General features: G+C 73.2%; 17 protein-coding genes. 9 read left to right on the top strand and 8 right to left on the bottom strand.

Annotated elements, in window-relative coordinates; genetic code table 11:
* Nucleotides 1-8 precede the first annotated feature (8 nt).
* The 5 genes from ACQP1N_RS09250 to ACQP1N_RS09230 all read right to left on the bottom strand — a co-directional run bounded on the left by ACQP1N_RS09250 (nt 9) and on the right by ACQP1N_RS09230 (nt 5,120).
* A complete protein-coding gene (locus ACQP1N_RS09250; protein ID WP_433230437.1) occupies nt 9-1,337 on the bottom strand; it encodes an HD-GYP domain-containing protein in 1,329 nt (442 codons plus the stop codon).
* A complete protein-coding gene (locus tag ACQP1N_RS09245) occupies nt 1,334-2,686 on the bottom strand; it encodes an HD-GYP domain-containing protein (protein ID WP_067794273.1) in 1,353 nt (450 codons plus the stop codon). Before ACQP1N_RS09245 ends, ACQP1N_RS09250 begins: the two co-directional genes overlap by 4 nt.
* Nucleotides 2,687-3,273: 587 nt before the next feature.
* Complete coding sequence (locus ACQP1N_RS09240) at nt 3,274-4,200, bottom strand: NAD-dependent epimerase/dehydratase family protein (RefSeq protein ID WP_131732521.1); 927 nt, start codon at nt 4,198-4,200, stop codon at nt 3,274-3,276.
* Nucleotides 4,201-4,221: 21 nt separating this feature from the next.
* Nucleotides 4,222-4,518 (bottom strand): mycothiol system anti-sigma-R factor, encoded by a 297-nt coding sequence (rsrA, locus tag ACQP1N_RS09235; RefSeq protein WP_067794274.1) that lies wholly within the window; start codon nt 4,516-4,518, stop codon nt 4,222-4,224.
* The gene (locus ACQP1N_RS09230; RefSeq protein ID WP_067794288.1) at nt 4,515-5,120 is read right to left on the bottom strand and encodes a sigma-70 family RNA polymerase sigma factor; all 606 of its coding nucleotides are present in this window, start codon (nt 5,118-5,120) and stop codon (nt 4,515-4,517) included. Before ACQP1N_RS09230 ends, rsrA begins: the two co-directional genes overlap by 4 nt.
* A gap of 325 nt (nt 5,121-5,445) precedes the next feature.
* Between ACQP1N_RS09230 and ACQP1N_RS09225 the strand changes: the two genes are divergently transcribed.
* Nucleotides 5,446-6,243 carry a class I SAM-dependent methyltransferase gene (locus ACQP1N_RS09225; protein WP_306303154.1) on the top strand — a complete coding sequence of 266 codons (798 nt, stop codon included), beginning with the start codon at nt 5,446-5,448 and terminating at the stop codon, nt 6,241-6,243.
* On the opposite strand, the gene ACQP1N_RS09220 is transcribed toward ACQP1N_RS09225, so the two are convergent.
* A complete protein-coding gene (locus tag ACQP1N_RS09220; protein WP_067794275.1) occupies nt 6,240-6,569 on the bottom strand; it encodes a TraR/DksA family transcriptional regulator in 330 nt (109 codons plus the stop codon). The genes ACQP1N_RS09225 and ACQP1N_RS09220 overlap by 4 nt on opposite strands.
* 101 nt (nt 6,570-6,670) lie before the next feature.
* Nucleotides 6,671-7,555: an SOS response-associated peptidase gene (locus ACQP1N_RS09215; protein WP_242608732.1), complete on the bottom strand. Its 885-nt coding sequence runs from the start codon at nt 7,553-7,555 to the stop codon at nt 6,671-6,673.
* On the opposite strand from ACQP1N_RS09215, the gene ACQP1N_RS09210 reads away from it, so the two are divergent.
* From ACQP1N_RS09210 to ACQP1N_RS09185, 6 genes are all read left to right on the top strand, one after another.
* Entirely contained in the window at nt 7,554-8,531 is a 978-nt protein-coding gene (locus tag ACQP1N_RS09210; protein ID WP_433230431.1) for a DoxX family membrane protein, read from the top strand. The genes ACQP1N_RS09215 and ACQP1N_RS09210 overlap by 2 nt on opposite strands.
* Before the next feature lie 111 nt (nt 8,532-8,642).
* A complete protein-coding gene (locus tag ACQP1N_RS09205) occupies nt 8,643-9,251 on the top strand; it encodes a sigma-70 family RNA polymerase sigma factor (RefSeq protein ID WP_067794276.1) in 609 nt (202 codons plus the stop codon).
* A complete protein-coding gene (locus ACQP1N_RS09200; protein ID WP_433230428.1) occupies nt 9,248-9,970 on the top strand; it encodes an anti-sigma factor family protein in 723 nt (240 codons plus the stop codon). The genes ACQP1N_RS09205 and ACQP1N_RS09200 overlap by 4 nt, the downstream gene beginning before the upstream one ends.
* Before the next feature lie 27 nt (nt 9,971-9,997).
* Nucleotides 9,998-11,317 carry a 3-phosphoshikimate 1-carboxyvinyltransferase gene (gene aroA / locus ACQP1N_RS09195; RefSeq protein ID WP_433230425.1) on the top strand — a complete coding sequence of 440 codons (1,320 nt, stop codon included), beginning with the start codon at nt 9,998-10,000 and terminating at the stop codon, nt 11,315-11,317.
* 15 nt (nt 11,318-11,332) lie between these two features.
* A complete protein-coding gene (gene rsgA / locus ACQP1N_RS09190; protein WP_433232637.1) occupies nt 11,333-12,343 on the top strand; it encodes a ribosome small subunit-dependent GTPase A in 1,011 nt (336 codons plus the stop codon).
* A gap of 40 nt (nt 12,344-12,383) precedes the next feature.
* Nucleotides 12,384-13,955 (top strand): protein kinase domain-containing protein, encoded by a 1,572-nt coding sequence (locus tag ACQP1N_RS09185; RefSeq protein ID WP_433230422.1) that lies wholly within the window; start codon nt 12,384-12,386, stop codon nt 13,953-13,955.
* Nucleotides 13,956-14,007: 52 nt separating this feature from the next.
* Here the strand turns inward: ACQP1N_RS09185 and ACQP1N_RS09180 are convergent, their stop codons facing one another.
* On the bottom strand, nt 14,008-14,847 hold the full coding sequence (locus ACQP1N_RS09180; protein WP_067806277.1) for a hypothetical protein: 840 nt from the start codon (nt 14,845-14,847) through the stop codon (nt 14,008-14,010).
* 132 nt (nt 14,848-14,979) lie between these two features.
* Between ACQP1N_RS09180 and hisN the strand changes: the two genes are divergently transcribed.
* Both hisN and ACQP1N_RS09170 read left to right on the top strand, forming a co-directional pair.
* A complete protein-coding gene (gene hisN, locus ACQP1N_RS09175; protein ID WP_067806280.1) occupies nt 14,980-15,783 on the top strand; it encodes a histidinol-phosphatase in 804 nt (267 codons plus the stop codon).
* Nucleotides 15,784-15,917: 134 nt separating this feature from the next.
* On the top strand, nt 15,918-16,109 hold the full coding sequence (locus ACQP1N_RS09170; protein WP_067806283.1) for a hypothetical protein: 192 nt from the start codon (nt 15,918-15,920) through the stop codon (nt 16,107-16,109).
* Nucleotides 16,110-16,114: the final 5 nt, after the last annotated feature.

Genomic DNA, 16,114 nt, shown 5'->3' with positions numbered 1-16,114 from the left:
CCCGGCCGCTACTGGCGGGGACGCCGGTCCACGACGCGGCTGAGCGCCTCCACGACCGCCGGGTCGTACTCGGCCGCCGAGTCGAGCCGCAGCCGCTCCAGGACGGCCGCGCCCCGGTCGCGGTCGGCGGAGTCGCCGACCAGGTCGTCGTAGGCGTTGGCGGCCTTGATGACGCGGCTCGCGAGCGGCGGCGGGATCGGCCGCTCCCCCGAGTCGCCCGCGGGCTCGCGGCCCGTCCGGTACGGGTGCGAGGAGAGCCGCACGATGTAGGCCACCCGGTCCAGCACCCCGGTCTCCTTGATCACCTCGGCGCCCAGCTCGGTGATGCGGCGCTGCTCGGCCGGGGACGCCAGCACGGTCGCCCCGCCCGGGATCGGGTCGCCGAGCGACAGCTGCCCGATGTCGTGCATGAGCGCCGCGTACTCCAGTTCGAGCAGTTCCTCCTCGGCCATGCCGAGTTCGCGGCCCATCGCCACCGCCAGCCGCGCCACCCGTCCCGAATGCCCCGCCTCCACGTAGCCTCCGACCTCGGTGACCCGCGACAGCGACCGGACGGTCTCCAGGTAGGTGGCCCGGATGCCGGCGTACCGGCGGAACGCGAACTGCGTCACCAGGATCGGCACCGTGAAGATCAGCAGCGCGGCCTCGCCCATCGCGGTCGTCGCGACCGCGATCAGCATGGCGGTCGCGCCGGTCGCCGCGCACAGCGCCATCGTCGCGTCGGCCTCGTCCCGCAGCGTGATGCCGAACCGGGCCCGGACGGCCTCCGCCCGGATCGTCGCGGCGATCAGCATGTCGGTGAAGCAGGCCGCGATCACCACGACGCCCATCACGGCCAGCAGCAGGTACCAGGCGAGGCCGAGGAAGAGCATCGGCCGGAAGCACAGCGCGGTGAGCGCGACGGTGAACAGCCGGCGCGCCATCGCGTCCGGCCGCGGGACCCGGCCGACCGCGAGGTGCGGCAGCGACCCGACCAGCATGCCGACCGCGGTGACCGCGACGACCTGCAGCGCCGAGTGCTCGGCCGCGACGACGCCGAGCGGCGCGCCCGGCGGGGCGCCCTCGGGGCCGACGCCGACCAGCAGCGCGTAGCCCATCGCGCCCGCGGCGGCGACCGGCGCGACCTCCCGGTTGCCGGGCATCACCATGCGGAACAGCTCGCCCAGCGCGATCAGCACACCGAAGATGATCGCGACGTTGGGCTGCCGGAGGCCGACCGCCGCGACCTGCGTGACCGCGACGACGACGAACAGCCCGGCGGTCGCGATCAGCAGCAGCTGGCCGGAGTCGATCAGCCGCCACGCGGCCCGTTCCCGGGCGGGGACCCGGCCGGTCACCGGTGCCGCACCCCGTCACCGCCGGCGACGCGCAGCGGGGCGCTCGGGTCGTCGTGATCCTGCTGGGTGGTCTCGACGACGTCGTCGTCCGGCAGGACGACCGGGTTCGGCGGCTCCCACCCCTCGCGGTCGAGCGCGCGCAGGAACGCCTCGACCATCTGCGGGTCGAAGTGGTCGCCCATCCCGCGGCGCAGTTCCCGCACGGCCTCCTCGATGCTGCGGGCCGCGCGGTAGGAGCGGGTCGAGGTCATCGAGTCGAACGCGTCCGCGACGGAGATGACCCGGGCGAACTCGGGGATCTCGTCCCCGGCGAGGCCCATTGGGTAGCCGCGGCCGTTCACCTTCTCGTGGTGGTGCATGATGCCGGCGAGCGCCTCGTCCAGGAACCCGATATTGCGGACGATCTCCAGCCCGCGCATCGGGTGCAGCTGGATCGCGGCGAACTCCTCCTCGGTCAGGGTGCCGGTCTTCTGCAGCACCTTGGTGGGGACGCCGAGCTTGCCGACGTCGTGCAGCATTCCGGCGTAGCGGATCGCCTCGATCCGGTCGGCGCGCATCCCGATCTCCTGCGCGATCATCACCGAGCCGCGGGAGACCCGCTCGGAGTGGCCGCGGGTGTAGAAGTCCTTGGTCTCGACGGCCTGGCACAGCGCGGCGAGGGTCGCGGCATGCGCCTGCTGCTGCGCATACGCCTGGTCCATGGCCCAGCGGGCGATGAACAGCGGGAGCAGGACGAGGACGGCGGCGAACGGCCCGACCCGCGGCCACAGCCCGGCGATGAGCAGCCCGACCATGCCGTAGCCGAGGCAGCCGACGGCGAGCTGGCCGCTCTCGCGCAGCAGCTCGCGCGGCGCGGCCTGCCGGCTGAGCAGCAGCACCCCGGCGGTGAGCAGCAGGTTGACCACGACGAAGGTGACCAGCGCGCCGAGGAACGGCCCGATGACATTGCCCACCCAGCGGGCCTGCTCGGGATGGAAGCGGGCGCCGCCGAGCAGGTCGAAGACCGTCCCGGCGGTGAACCCGCTGAGCGCGAACTGCGCGCCGTTGAAGATCCGCTTGATCGGGGCGAAGAACCGCTGGCCGGTGACGACGGCGACCAGGCCGAGCAGCGCGGCGCCGACCGGGCCGAGCAGCACGACCGAGGCCAGGCTCGCGGCGAAGCTGAGCGACACCCGGGCGCGCGCGACGTTCAGCCGTGCCGGCGCCGAGTCGCAGACCAGGAAGAGCAGTGCCAGTACGGCCAGCTTGTTCCAGTCCAGCTCCGCGAAGGACGACGCCGCGATGAGGCCGGCCGCCAGGGCGACCACACCGCAGACGTACGCCCAGGCAGCGAGAGGTAGTCCACGCATTGCCGCCCCTCGGGGAGTGACGAGATGGCGGGCCGCCGCCGGGGTTTCGTGCCTGCCGGCACCTAGACCCAGGACACGCCCTTGGTCAGCGTCAGCGACGACGCCGAGGCGCTCGGGCACCGGCCGTGACCCACCGGCGACACACGCTTGAGCATGGCTCCTTGCCTCCCCCCGCCGAACCGGACCGTCCCGGCCTCGCGGCCGACCTACCAGGGCCGGGCGCGGGCCCGGCTTCCCGGGCGAGCACATACCCCGAATTGCACCGGCGCGCACGTGCTCCCGTCGCTGATTTCGGCACAAGCCTAACGCGCGCTGCGCAGGCCACACACGGATGGGGGAAAAACTGAGCAAAGCGTGAACTGATCGTCACCATAAGTGATCAATTGCCCCGGTGAATGCACTCAACGTAAGCGCACAATGCGGCTGCACGCCAGAATGCACGTGCATCCGCGGCTGCTCTGCGCCCGGGGTTTCTTCCATCCGGGTATCCGGATCGGTACGTCCCACCCTACCCCGGAACAAAAAGACTCACCCCATGGAAATGGCCACAATGCGACAAGACCGTGTTTTGGGGGATGCAGCCGAATTCAGCCGTGCGCAGCGTTCCGCTCGCGCACCCAGGCGACCGTCTCGGCGAGTCCCTCGCGCAGGCCGACCTCCGGCTCCCAGCCGAGCGCCTCCCGGGTGGCCCGCGGGTCGACCGCCATCGCGGGCAGATCGCCCAGCCGCGGCGGCGCGAACTCCGGGTCGTCCGGCGCGCCCGCCGCCTCGGCGACCAGCGTGTGCAGCTCCCGGTCGCTCGTCTCGAGCCCGGTGCCCACGTTGAAGCGCCGCCCGCCGCCCGCGTCGCCGGCCGCGCGGGCGAACGCGTCCACCACGTCCAGGACGTAGACGTAGTCGCGGGTCTGCGTGCCGTCGCCGAACACCCTGGTCGGGCGGCCGGACAGCAGCGCGTCCGTGAAGATGGAGATGACGCCCGCCTCGCCCTCGGGCGTCTGCCTCGGCCCGTAGACGTTGGCCAGGGTGAGCGTCGTGAAGTCGATGCCGTGCAGCTGCCGGTACATGCCCGCGTAGACCTCGCCGGAGACCTTCGATGCCGCGTACGGCGAGGCGGGCCGCAGCTCGGCGTCCGCCGGGACGGGCAGGGCGTCCGGCACCCCGTACACCGCGCAACTGGAGGTGAACACCACCTTGCGCGCGCCGGCCGCGCGCGCGGTCTCCAGCACGTTGGCGGTGCCCATCACGTTCGTGCGGGCGTCGCCCAGCGGGTCGGCCACGCTGGCGCGGACGCTGACCTGCGCGGCCAGATGGCAGATCACCTCGGGACGCCGCACCGCGGCCTTCTCCGCGAGCGCCGGGTCGGCGACGTCCATCTCCCACAGCTCCACGCCTGGACGGGAGTTGGCGCCGGACGACATGTCGTCCACGCCGATGACCTCATGACCGTCCGCGACAAGCCGGTCGACGAGATGGGATCCGATGAATCCGGCCGCGCCGGTGACGAGTGCGAGCACCCGCAGCACGATACCGGCGGTTCAGGTGCCCGCGGGCTTGTCGGCGCCTCCGGACGCCTTGATCTCGCCGCAGATCTCCTCGATCCGGCCGAGCACCTTGGCGCGCAGGTCGGTCGGGGCCTGCTCGCACCCGCACGACTTGCTCACCAGTTTCTTGACGGCCTCTTCGAGCCCGTACTCGCGCAGGCACGGCCCGCACTCGTCCAGGTGCTGGCGGACCTCTCCGCACCCGCCCTGGTCGAGTTCGCCGTCGAGGTAGGTGTAAACCCGCGCCAGTACCTCGTCACAGGGCGTGTCATGGTGGTTCCCGCAGCTCATGTCGACCCCCTGCCGGCGCGGGTGAGCCCGCGCTCCTCAGCGTAGTCCTCCAGCATGCCGCGCAGCTGGCGCCGGCCGCGGTGCAGCCGGGACATCACCGTACCGATGGGCGTGCCCATGATCTCGGCGATCTCCTTGTAGGCGAAGCCCTCGACATCGGCGAGATAGACCGCGATGCGGAATTCCTCCGGCAGGTCCTGCAGCGCCCGCTTCACATCGCTGTCGGGCAGGTGCTCCAGCGCCTCGGCCTCGGCGGACTTCAGGCCGCTGGAGGTGTGCGACTCGGCGCGCGCGAGCTGCCAGTCCTCGATGTCCTCGGTGGCGGCCTGCTGGGGCTGGCGCTGCTTCTTGCGGTAGGAGTTGATGAACGTGTTGGTCAGGATGCGGTAGAGCCACGCCTTGAGGTTGGTGCCTTCCTTGAACTGGTGGAAGGACGCGAACGCCTTGGCGAACGTCTCCTGGACGAGGTCCTCGGCGTCGGCCGGGTTGCGCGTCATGCGCAGCGCGGCCGAATACAGCTGGTCCAAGAACGGGAGCACGTCGCGCTGGAACCGCTCCTGGCGCTGCTCCACGGTCTCCGTGGTGCCCGGTACCTGACCCACCTCCTCGGCTGTGGCGCCCGTGGCCGCGACTGGGCCGGCGGCGTCGTATCCCACAGACGATATCGGTCCGCGCGGCCTGACAACGCGGACGGGTGCCCGCGCATCGCCGCTCGGCGCCGCCGCACCGGCTCTCCGCTGCGGATCGGCGACGGCCGTGGTCATCGGTCAGCACCTCCGTGTTGTTCGCTATGAGACGGTGCAACACCGCAACGGCCCCGCCGATTCCCTGTATGGGGCGACGCGCCCGAACACCGGGTCACTCAGGGTGAAGTCCGGCCCCGGACGGGGAAAGAAGTGACGTACACGGCGAGAACAGGAGCAATAGGTGCACTCCGTGCATTCGGCGCGACCTTCCGAGCCCACCATCGCCAGCCTGCGCGACACCTCCGGAGACGGCGCCGGAGACTCCCTGGCGCGCTACTGGACCTTCTACCGGGCGGTGGCGGACGCCCAGCTCACGCGCTGGCTGCCGCGCCGGCGGTCCCGCGTGCTGGACGTTTCGGGCGGCCACGGGCACAGCGCGGGCCTCGCCGCCGGCGCCGGGCACGCGGTGCTGGAGGTGCGCGACCCCGAGCACCGGGCCCGCGCGTCCGGCGAGCCGGGCCGTCCGGTGCGCGGCACGACCCCGCTGATCGCCGACTCCGGCACACTCTCCTACCTCACCGACGCCTGCGTGGACGCCGTGATCGCCGAGAACCGCGTGCTGTCCCGCCACCTCGCCACCGAGGCCACCATCGCCGAGATCGCCCGCGTGCTGCGTCCCGGCGGCCGCGTCCTGCTCTGCGTCGACTCCCTCACCCTCGGGATGGCGCTGCTCGCCGAGCGGAACTACTGGGCGCACCTTTCGGACGTGCCGAGCGCCGAGGTCGTCCTCGTCCCCTGGCCGGACGGGACGATCACCCGCTCGTTCTCGTCCCACCAACTCCGCGAACTGCTCACCGACGCCGGCCTCGACGTCGAATGGATCAGGCCCCGCACGGTGCTCTCCCCGTCAACGGTCGAGCACGTCCTCGCCGAGTCGCCGCGCGCCCTGCCCCGCCTGATCCGCACCGAACTGAACGCCCGGCAGGCGGACGAGTCCCTGGGAATCCATCTCCTCGCCAGCGCCCGCAGGGCGGGCTAACGCCTGCGGTCGTGCCCGGCCTGGCAGGTGATGCAGCGGGCGGCGTCGGGACGGGCCTCCAAGCGGCCCTCGGGGACGGGCTCTGCGCAGTCGACACAGCGGCCGTAGGTACCGGCGCCGATCCGCTCCAGGGCCGCGGCCACGCCGGCGCGATGGCGTTCCAGTGATTCCAGCGCGGCCTCCACCCGGTCGTGGGCGGTGAGGCCGGCCCCGGCGTCCGCGGCGGAATTGTCGCGTTCGGGGGTCTCGCCGCGGAGAATGGCAATGGAACGATCCAGATCCGCGAGCATGGCCGTGAGGCGGGAACGGGCGACGGCGGTGTCCACGATCGTGCGAACTCCTCCCGCTGGGCTCCCCGGCGAAGGGGATTTCGCCCCGGCCGCCCCGCCGGGACGGGCCGGGGCGGCGGCACGCGGGGCGGCGGCGGTCAGAACAGGCTGTCGGAATGGTTACCGGGACTATCCCCGGAAATCACCGGTTCTATGAGCTCCGGCCCGTTGTTCTTCACGCTGTTGACCGCTTTTGACACCGGGTAGGCGTCCATTGTCCCGGCCATGGCGGGCACCAGGAGGCCGCGGACCTGCTCGGTGCCGGTCAGCTCGGGGTCGAGCCAGGCGTCCCAGCGGTCCGGCTCGACGATCATCGGCATCCGGTCGTGGATCCGCCCGAGGTCGTCCGGCGCGTCGGTCGTGATGACCGTGCACGTCCACACCCACTCGCCCTCTTCGGTCTGGGGGGCCGACCCCCCGGAACCGCCTTCGGGCGACCTCCACAGTTCATAGAGTCCGGCCATCGCCATGATCGCGCCGTCTTTCGGGCGGATGAAATACGGCTGCTTCTGCGGCTTCTTCTTGGCCTTCTTCTCGCCCTCGGCCGGGTCCGGCGCGCCGTCCCGGTCCTGGATCGTGTACCACTCGAAGTAGCCGTCGGCGGGCAGCAGGCAGCGGCGCCGGGCGAACGCCCGGCGGTACGACGGCTTCTCGTGCACGGTCTCGAACCGCGCGTTGATCATGCGGGAGCCGATGGACAGGTCCTTGGCCCAGGACGGGACGAGGCCCCATCGCACCGTCCGCAGCTGCCGGACGGCGGCGGCCTCCTCGGGTGCGCCCTTCGGGGCCCTGGTCAGGATGGCCGGTACCTGTTTCGTCGGAGCGACGTTGTAGTCGGGCTGGATGTCCCCGTCGACGGCGTCGAGCTGTACCTGGAACTCGTCCAGCAGCTCCTGACGCGCCCGGGTGGTTGCATAACGTCCGCACATGGCTCCCATCCTGCCGCGCTTGAGGTGCGACACGCTGGGCATGTAGCGGGTCATGCGACCCTTCACGACCCTGGCCCGCCCCTTCGTGGCGGCGCCCTACATCATGACCGGCCTGGACGCCATCCGCGATCCGCGCGAGCGCGCTGAGCGGGTCGGCCCGGCCGTCAAGCCGGTCGCCGACCGGATCGACTGGATGCCGAAGGACCCCGAGACCCTCGTCCGGATGGAGGGCGCGCTCAGCCTCGGCACGGGCGCGCTGCTGCTGACCGGGAAGTTCCGGCGGCTGGCGACACTGCTGCTCGCCGCGCAGCTGGTCCCCGCGCTGGCGACCGAGCACCACTACTGGACCGAGCACGACCCCGAGCGCCGCGCGAACGAGCGCTCGCACCTGCTGAAGAACGCCGCCCTGTTCGGCGCGCTGCTCATGTCGGCGACCGAGCCGCGGCGCCCGCCGCGCACCGCGCAGCTGCGGCGCGCGATGCGCGAGACGCAGATCAAGACCGGCGCCGAGGCGAAGGCCATGCGCCGGGAGGCCGCCGCCACGCTGCGGGACGCTCGCCGGAAGGCGGCCCGGCAGGTGCGCGTCGCCCGCGCGGAGGCCGGACGCGAGGCCGCCAGGCGGACCGCGAAGGCGGCGAAGGCGGCGAAGATCACGAAGCCCGCGAAGACCGCGCGCAAGGGCGGCCGGCGGGCCGGCGGGGCCGGCGGCGCGCTGGCCAAGATCGGCGCCGGCGGTGCCTTCAAGGCGGGCAAGGCGGGCGGCGCGCTGAAGAACATCGGGTACGGCGGCGTGTTCAAGGCCGGCAAGGCCGGCGGCATGTTCAAGGGCGGCATGTTCAAGAACGCCAAGGGGGCGGGTGGCGCGTTCCGGCTCGGACGCGCGTCCAAGCCGAACCGGGCCGCGCGGGCGGGGCAGACGGTCAAGGCGGGCACCGCCACCCAGGCCGCGAAGGCCATGAAGGCGGGCCGGACGGTCAAGACGGGTACGGCCGTCCAGGCGGGCAAGGTTCTTGAGGCGGTCAAACGCTGATTTCCCGAAGAGAACCTTAAAAGAACCTCAAAACCATTGAACCGGGAGGTGAGGCGGTCCCGTACTGCCGGGTGACCGCCCGCATTCCACCACGACGGAGACGCCCCGGCCATGGCCCTTCCCGGATCGTCCGGCCGCCGGCCCGGCGGGTTGCGGAGCCTGCTCCGCCGCCCCGGCACGGCACGGCCGGTATCGGCCGCGCGCGAGCCCGGAAAAGACGACGAGGACATCGTCACGGAGCTCTACCGCGAGTACCATCGGCCGCTCCTCGCGTTCGTTCTCCGGCTGACCGGCGGTGACCGCCAGTGGGCCGAGGACGTGGTGCAGGAGACCATGATCAGGGCGTGGCGCAGCGCGGACCGGCTGGACGACCGGACGTCCTCGCTGATGCCGTGGCTGGCCACGGTCTCCCGGCGTATCGTGATCGACCACCGGCGGCAGCGCGAGGTCCGGCCGCCGGAGGTCGGCGACGGCCCCCTGGAGAACCTCCCGATGGCGGACGAGATGGACGGCCTGCTGCGCAAGGTCGTCGTGACGGAGGCGCTGAAGTCGCTGTCCCCCGCGCACCGGCAGGTGCTCATGGAGACGGTGCTGCGCGACCGGACGGTGAACCAGGCCGCCGAGTACCTGGGCATCCCGGTGGGGACGGTCAAGTCCCGCGTGTACTACGCACTGCGCGCGTTGCGCGTCGCCCTGGAGGAGAGGGGGGTGACCTCATGAGTACCCCGGTCGAGCACACCGATGTCGGCGCCTACGCGCTGGGGCTTCTCGAAGACGGCGATCGCCGGGCCTTCGAGGCGCATCTGCACGGGTGCGGCCGCTGCCAGACCGAGCTGGGAGAGCTGGCCGGGGCGGCCGGGGCCCTCTTCGAGTCGGCGCCGGGAGCCGCCGCCGAGCCCGCCGCCGAGCCGGCGCCGGAGGAGGACGAGCCGCCCGCGGCCCCGGCGCCCGTGATCGACATGATGCGCCGCAGGCGGCGGGCCGACCGGCGGTTCCGGCGCGGCACGTACGCGATCGCCTCCGCCGCCGCGGCGGTGGCGCTGGGCGCGGGTGTCGCGGTGGGGACGACGCTGAACGAGGAGGGCCACTACAGGCCGCCGCCCACGGCGCAGTCGATCGTCGGCGAGCGGTTCCACGCGGCGAACGCGAGCACGGGCGCGTCCGGGACGGTCGGCCTGGTCGACAAGGGCTGGGGCACGCAGGTGAGCCTGGAACTGCGCGGCATCAAGGGGCCGCTGCGGTGCCACCTGGAGGCCGTGTCGCGCAACGGCGAGCGCAGCACCGTCGCGGGCTGGCGCGTCCCCGACAAGGGCTACGGCGTGCCGGGCCAGCCGAAGCCGCTGGTCATGCAGGGCGGTACGGGGCTGACCCGGCCGGAGATCAGCAGTTTCGTGGTACGCCTCGACGGCGGCGGGACGCTGCTCACCATTCCGCTCTGACTCGTTCCGGCCCGATAACCTTGGGTCATGCCCTCTCCGCACTGGCCCGCCCCGGTCGCGCGTGTCCCGGTGGACGCCACCGTCCCGCTGCCCGGCTCGAAGTCGATGACCAACCGGGCGCTGATCCTGGCCGCGCTCGCCGCCGCGCCGGGCCGGGTCGTCCGCCCACTGCGCAGCCGCGACACCGACCTGATGGCCGCCGCGCTGCGCGCGCTCGGCGTCGGGGTCGATGAGGGCGGCGATGGGGCCGCCGCGGGCGGCCCCGGAGGGCCGGCCCCCGGGACGGGCACGGACTGGCGGGTCGTCCCCGGTGAGCTGACGGGTCCGGCGACCGTCGACACGGGCCTGGCCGGGACGGTGATGCGGTTCCTGCCGCCGGTCGCGGCACTGGCGTCCGGCGAGGTGTTCGTGGACGGCGATCCGCGCGCCCGGGAGCGGCCGATGGGCCCGATCATCACCGCGCTGCGGGCGCTCGGCGCCGACATCGACGACGGCGGGCGGGGCGCGCTCCCGTTCACCGTGCGCGGGACGGGCGCGGTGAACGGCGGGGAGGTCGTGATCGACGCCTCTGGATCGTCCCAGCTGGTGTCGGGGCTGCTGCTGGCCGCGCCGCGCTTCGACAAGGGCGTCGAGATCCGGCACGAGGGCCCGCCCGTGCCGTCGGCGGCGCACCTGACCATGACCGTTGAGATGCTGCGCGCGGCGGGTGCGACGGTGGAGACCGGGCAGAAGGTCTGGCGTGTCGCGCCGGGCCCGCTGCGGGGCCGGGACTGGGTGATCGAGCCGGATCTGTCGAACGCGGCGCAGTTCCTCGGCGCCGCGCTCGTCACGGGCGGGCGGGTGACCGTGCCGGGCTGGCCGGCCGAGACGACGCAGCCGGGCGACGCGCTGCGCGGGCTGCTCGGCGCGATGGGCGCCGAGGTGTCGCACGGCCCGGACGGGCTGACCGTGCGGGGCCGCGGCGGGTTCGGCGGCCTGGACGCGGACCTGCACGCGGTGGGCGAGCTCACCCCGGTGCTCGCGGCTCTCTGCGCGCTTGCGGACTCCCCGTCCCGGCTGACGGGCATCGCGCACCTGCGCGGCCACGAGACCGACCGGCTCGCCGCGCTGGTCGCCGAGATCAACGGGCTGGGCGGCGACGCCACCGAACTGCCGGACGGGCTGGAGATCCGCCCGCGTCCGCTGCACGGCGGCGTCTTCCACACCTACGACGACCATCGGATGGTGATGGCGGCGGCGGTGCTCGGCCTGGCCGTTCCCGGCATCGATGTGGAGAATCCGGGCACCGTGGGCAAGACTCTTCCGAACTTCACCCGGCAGTGGGCGTCGATGCTGACGCCCGCCTGACGTCAGGGGCGGACACTGGCTCGACGCGTACATGACTACGACGAGGACGACGTCCGGGTACGGCCCGGCCGCCGGGGATCGCGGCCGCGCACCCGCCGCCGTCCCGCACACGAGGGCGCCTCGCCCGGGCTCGTGACCGCGGTGGACCGGGGCCGCTACCGCTGCCTGGTCGATCCCGGCACCGGGGACGAGCGCGGCGTCATCGCGATGCGCGCCCGCGAGCTGGGCCGCAAGGGCGTCGTCGTCGGCGACCGGGTGGCGCTGGTCGGGGACGTGTCCGGCGCCCCCGACACCCTGGCCCGCATCGTCCGGGTGGAGCCCCGCACGTCCTCGCTGCGCCGCACCGCCGACGACACCGACCCGTTCGAGCGGATCATCGTCGCGAACGCCGACCAGCTGGTCATCGTCACGGCGCTCGCCTCCCCCGAGCCCCGCCCCCGGCTGATCGACCGGCAGCTCGTCGCCGCCTACGACGCCGGGATGGATCCGCTGCTCTGCCTGACCAAGGCCGACCTCGCCGCCCCGGACGCCCTGGTCGCCGAGTACGCGCCGCTCGGCGTCCCGTACGTGGTGACGCGGCGCGGCGGCGGCCTGGACGAGCTGCGCGCCCACCTGTCCGGCCGCGCGAGCGTCCTCGTGGGCCATTCGGGCGTCGGCAAGTCGACGCTGGTGAACTCACTGGTCCCGGACGCCGAACGCACGGTCAGCCACGTCAACGTCGTCACCGGCCGCGGCCGGCACACCTCGTCGTCGGCGATCGCGCTGGAGCTGCCCGGCGCGGACGGCTGGATCATCGACACCCCGGGCGTCCGCAGCTTCGGCCTGGCCCACGTCGATCCGGAGAACGTGATCAACGCGTTCGAGGACCTCGCCGAGGGCGCCGCCGAACGCTGCCCGCCGCACTGCGACCACTTCCAGGACGACTGCGGCCTGAACGGGTGGGTCGCCGAAGGCCACGCCTCCCGGGCCCGGCTGGACTCCCTGCGCCGCCTTCTCGGCGCCCGCGACTCCGACACCGTCGAATAGCCCGCGACGGACGGCGTTACGCGTCGCTATGGTCCCTTACATGCCTCAGATGATCGCTGCGCGGTACGAGCTCGTGGAGGTGCTCGGCCGGGGTGGGATGGGCGCGGTGTGGCGGGCCCGCGACCGGACGCTCGGCCGCGAGGTGGCGGTCAAGGAGGTGTCGCTGCCGCAGGGGCTGGACGACGCGCAGGTCGAGCGGCTGTACGCGCGGACGTTCCGGGAGGCGCGGTCGGCGGCGCGGCTCGACCATCCGGGCATCGTGACCGTCTACGACGTCGGCGAGGAGGACGGCCGGCCCTGGATCGTGATGCAGCTCGTCCGGGCCGAGGGGCTCGACCGGGTCATCGCGCGGGAGGGGCCGCTGCCGCCGGCGCGGGTCGCGGCGATCGGGCTCGACCTGCTGGACGCGCTGGGCGCGGCGCACGCGTCCGGGGTCGTGCACCGCGACGTCAAGCCGGGGAACGTGCTGCTGCCGCGGGGCCGGGCCGTCCTCACCGACTTCGGGATCGCGACCGTGGCGGGTGACGAGACGCTCACCCAGGCCGGCGCGATCGTCGGGTCGCCCGCCTATCTGGCGCCCGAGCAGGCGCGGCACCAGAAGGCGACTCCGGCGTCCGATCTCTGGTCGCTGGGCGGGACGCTGTACGCGGCGGTCGAGGGCCGGCCGCCGTTCCGGCGCGAGGACGTGTGGGGCGTGATGGCCGCCGTCCTGTCGGACGATCCGGATCCGCTCCAGCACGCCGGTCCCCTGACGCCCGTCCTGCACGGGCTGCTCCGCAAGGACCCCGCGCAGCGGATGGGGCCCGAGGAGGCCGGGCGGCTGCTCCGCCGGGTCGCGCACGGCGCGCCGCGGCCGCCCCGCACGCCCGGCGCGCCGCAGCCGGTCCTCGCGCCCGCCCGGCCGCCGCACAACGTGACGCTGCCGCCGCCCCCGGCCGGACCGGCGGTCGAGACGGCGCCTCCGCACTCCCCCTCGCAGCGGAGGCGGATGCCGTGGCCGCTGCTGGTGCCCGCCGGGATCGTCGCCGCCATGATCGCCGTCGCCGTCGTCGCGGTCGTGGTGTTCAGCGACAACGGCGGGGCCAAGGACAAGGCCGAGGGCGGGAACGGGGGCGGGGACCGGCGGCCGGGTACCTCGTCGCCGCCCTCGCAGGTCGCCGCCCCCGACGGATACCGCGTGTACCGGGGGTCGGCGTTCGTCGCGGCCGTCCCCCAGGGCTGGACGGACGAGGCCCAGGGCGACGACGTGACGTTCACCGACCAGACCAAGGGCGTGAAGCGGGCCGTGGTGATCCAGCGGCTCGGCTCGGCCTCCCAGAGCGATCCGGGGGACGGCCTCGCCTCCGCGATCGACAAGATGAGGAACGACTCCAGCGCCTATCCCGGCTTCGAACAGGAGATGTTCGACCGGAACGTCCCCTTCCTGGGCGGGCAGGCGGCCGAACTTCAGTTCACCTTCACCAAGAACGGCATCCTGGGCCGCGCGCGCGTGCGGGTGTTCGTGTTCGGCAACGCCCTCTACCAGGTCCTGCTGATCTCCGACCAGAAGCACTGGGAGGGCGCCCTCCCCCACTATGAGACGTTCCTGAAGACGCTGCGCAGCACCTCCTGACGCGGCGCGGACGGGGCCCGCGCAGGCAGCGGCGCCGCCGCGTCCCGGCGGGCTAGCCGCGCGGCTCCTCCAGCAGGGCGCGCGCCTTGGCCTCGGCCTCGTCCAGCGCCTTGACGTGCTGAGGCGCGAGTTCCGCCACGCACCGGGTCATCTCCTCGGTGACGTGGCTGAACGCGCTCTCCTCGGCGCCGCGCAGCGCCGCCCGCACGCTCGCCGACCGGGCGCCGAGCGCGGCCCATTCCAGCTCCAGCCGCGCGACGGCCTCGTCGAACGCCCGGGACGCCTCGTCTCCCGCGCTCTTCAGCTCGCCCGGGATCGGGCCCCGGCCCGCCTTCCGCGCCCGGCTCGACAGGGCCGAGAGGCGGCCGGCCAGGGTCAGGCCCTCGCGGGCGTGGGGCAGCACCTCGTGGATCAGGTCGGTGACCGCCTTCGCCAGCTCCTCCACCCGGGTGAGCAGCGTCCGCGTCGCCTCCTCCAGCGCCGCGGAGGTGCGTTCGGCGACGCGTTCGGCGGCGTCCCGCTGCCGCCGGGACAGCACCGGGACGACGTCACGGTCCAGCAGGCGGCGCAGCTCGCGCTCCCGCTCGCCGGGCACGGCGCGCCCGGCGAGGTCCGCCCAGACGCGCTCGATGCGCTCCTGCCCGGACGCGGCGATCTGCGCGGTGATCTCGTCCAGGGCCTCGCCCACCCTGGCCTTCAGCCGTTCCACGCGCCCGTGGAGCGCGTCGCGGTCGAACGGGTCGTTGAGCTCGTTGAGCTGTGCCTGCAATCGACGGGACACGTCGATGGCGTGGTCGGCCAGGGGGACGAGACGGTCGGCGAGCTGGTCGAGCGTCTCCGCCCGGCGCGGGTCGGTCAGCTCGGCAACCCACGGGGGAAGGTCGTGCGCCATGGCCCCATGGTGCCACCACCCGTCCCGCGAAACCGGCCGCCGCGCCCCGCCGCGCCGCGCGGGACGACCGAAAAGCCGGAACCGCGGGTAGGTGTGTCTGGCCAGGGGGTGAGCAGGGTAGCGTGGCACGCCGTGGCGGGCTATTCCGATGACCTGCGTCTCGCGCATGTGCTGGCGGACGGGGCCGACGACATCACGACCAGGCGTTTCCGCGCCCTCGATCTCGACGTCGAGACCAAGCCGGACCTGACGCCGGTCAGCGACGCCGACCGCAGCGTGGAGGAGCAGATCCGCGGCACGCTGAAGCGGGCGCGCCCGCGCGACGCGGTGCTCGGCGAGGAGTACGGCAAGACCGGGTACGGGAACCGCTGCTGGATCATCGACCCGATCGACGCGACGAAGAACTTCGTCCGCGGCGTCCCGGTGTGGGCGACGCTGATCGCGCTGATGGAGAACGACGAGATCGTCGTCGGGGTGGTGTCGGCGCCGGCGCTGAACCGGCGCTGGTGGGCGGCCCGGGGCGGCGGCGCCTGGACGGGGCGCAGCCTCACCCGCGCCACCCGGATGAACGTGTCGTCGGTCGGCGGCCTGCCGGATGCGTCCCTGTCGTTCTCCAGCCTCAGCGGGTGGGAGGAGCAGGGCCGGCTCGACCGGTTCCTGGATCTGACGCGCGAGGTGTGGCGGACGCGGGCGTTCGGCGATTTCTGGTCGCACATGATGGTCGCCGAGGGCGTGATCGACATCTCCGCCGAGCCGGAGGTCTCGCTGTGGGACCTCGCCGCGCTCCAGGTCATCGTGGAGGAGGCCGGCGGGATGTTCACCGACCTGTCCGGGGTGCCGGGCCCGGACGGCGGCAGCGTCGTCTGCACGAACGGCAAGCTGCACGCCGACGTCCTGCGCACGCTGGGCGGCGGGCAGCTCTCGCTGCGCATCTGACCGGCGAGTGCCGGGCATACCTGCTGCGGGGCCAGATCATCATGGCCATCCGGCCGACTCGCGACATATCGTGGAACAGCGGTCGCGGGGCGGTCGTTGTCCCAGATGGGCGGTCCGCAAAACGGAGGTTTCAGATGTCGACCCAGACCAAGGTAGTGATCGGCGGCGTCATCGTCGGCTTCCTGACCCTGTTCGTCTTCCCCTGGTGGCTGAGCGCGCTGATCATCCTCGGCGTCCTCGGCGCACCGCTCGTCGGGTACCTGATGCTCGACCCGTCCCAGCGCAAGCGGGTGCGGGCGCAGGGCCGCAAGCGGCTCGGGAGCTGATCCGG

It is taken from the genome of Actinomadura formosensis (assembly GCF_050948385.1).
GTDB classification, from domain to species: domain Bacteria; phylum Actinomycetota; class Actinomycetes; order Streptosporangiales; family Streptosporangiaceae; genus Spirillospora; species Spirillospora formosensis.
The sequence above is the reverse complement of the archived record's forward strand: the minus strand, read 5'-3'. Positions and strand labels throughout refer to the sequence as shown.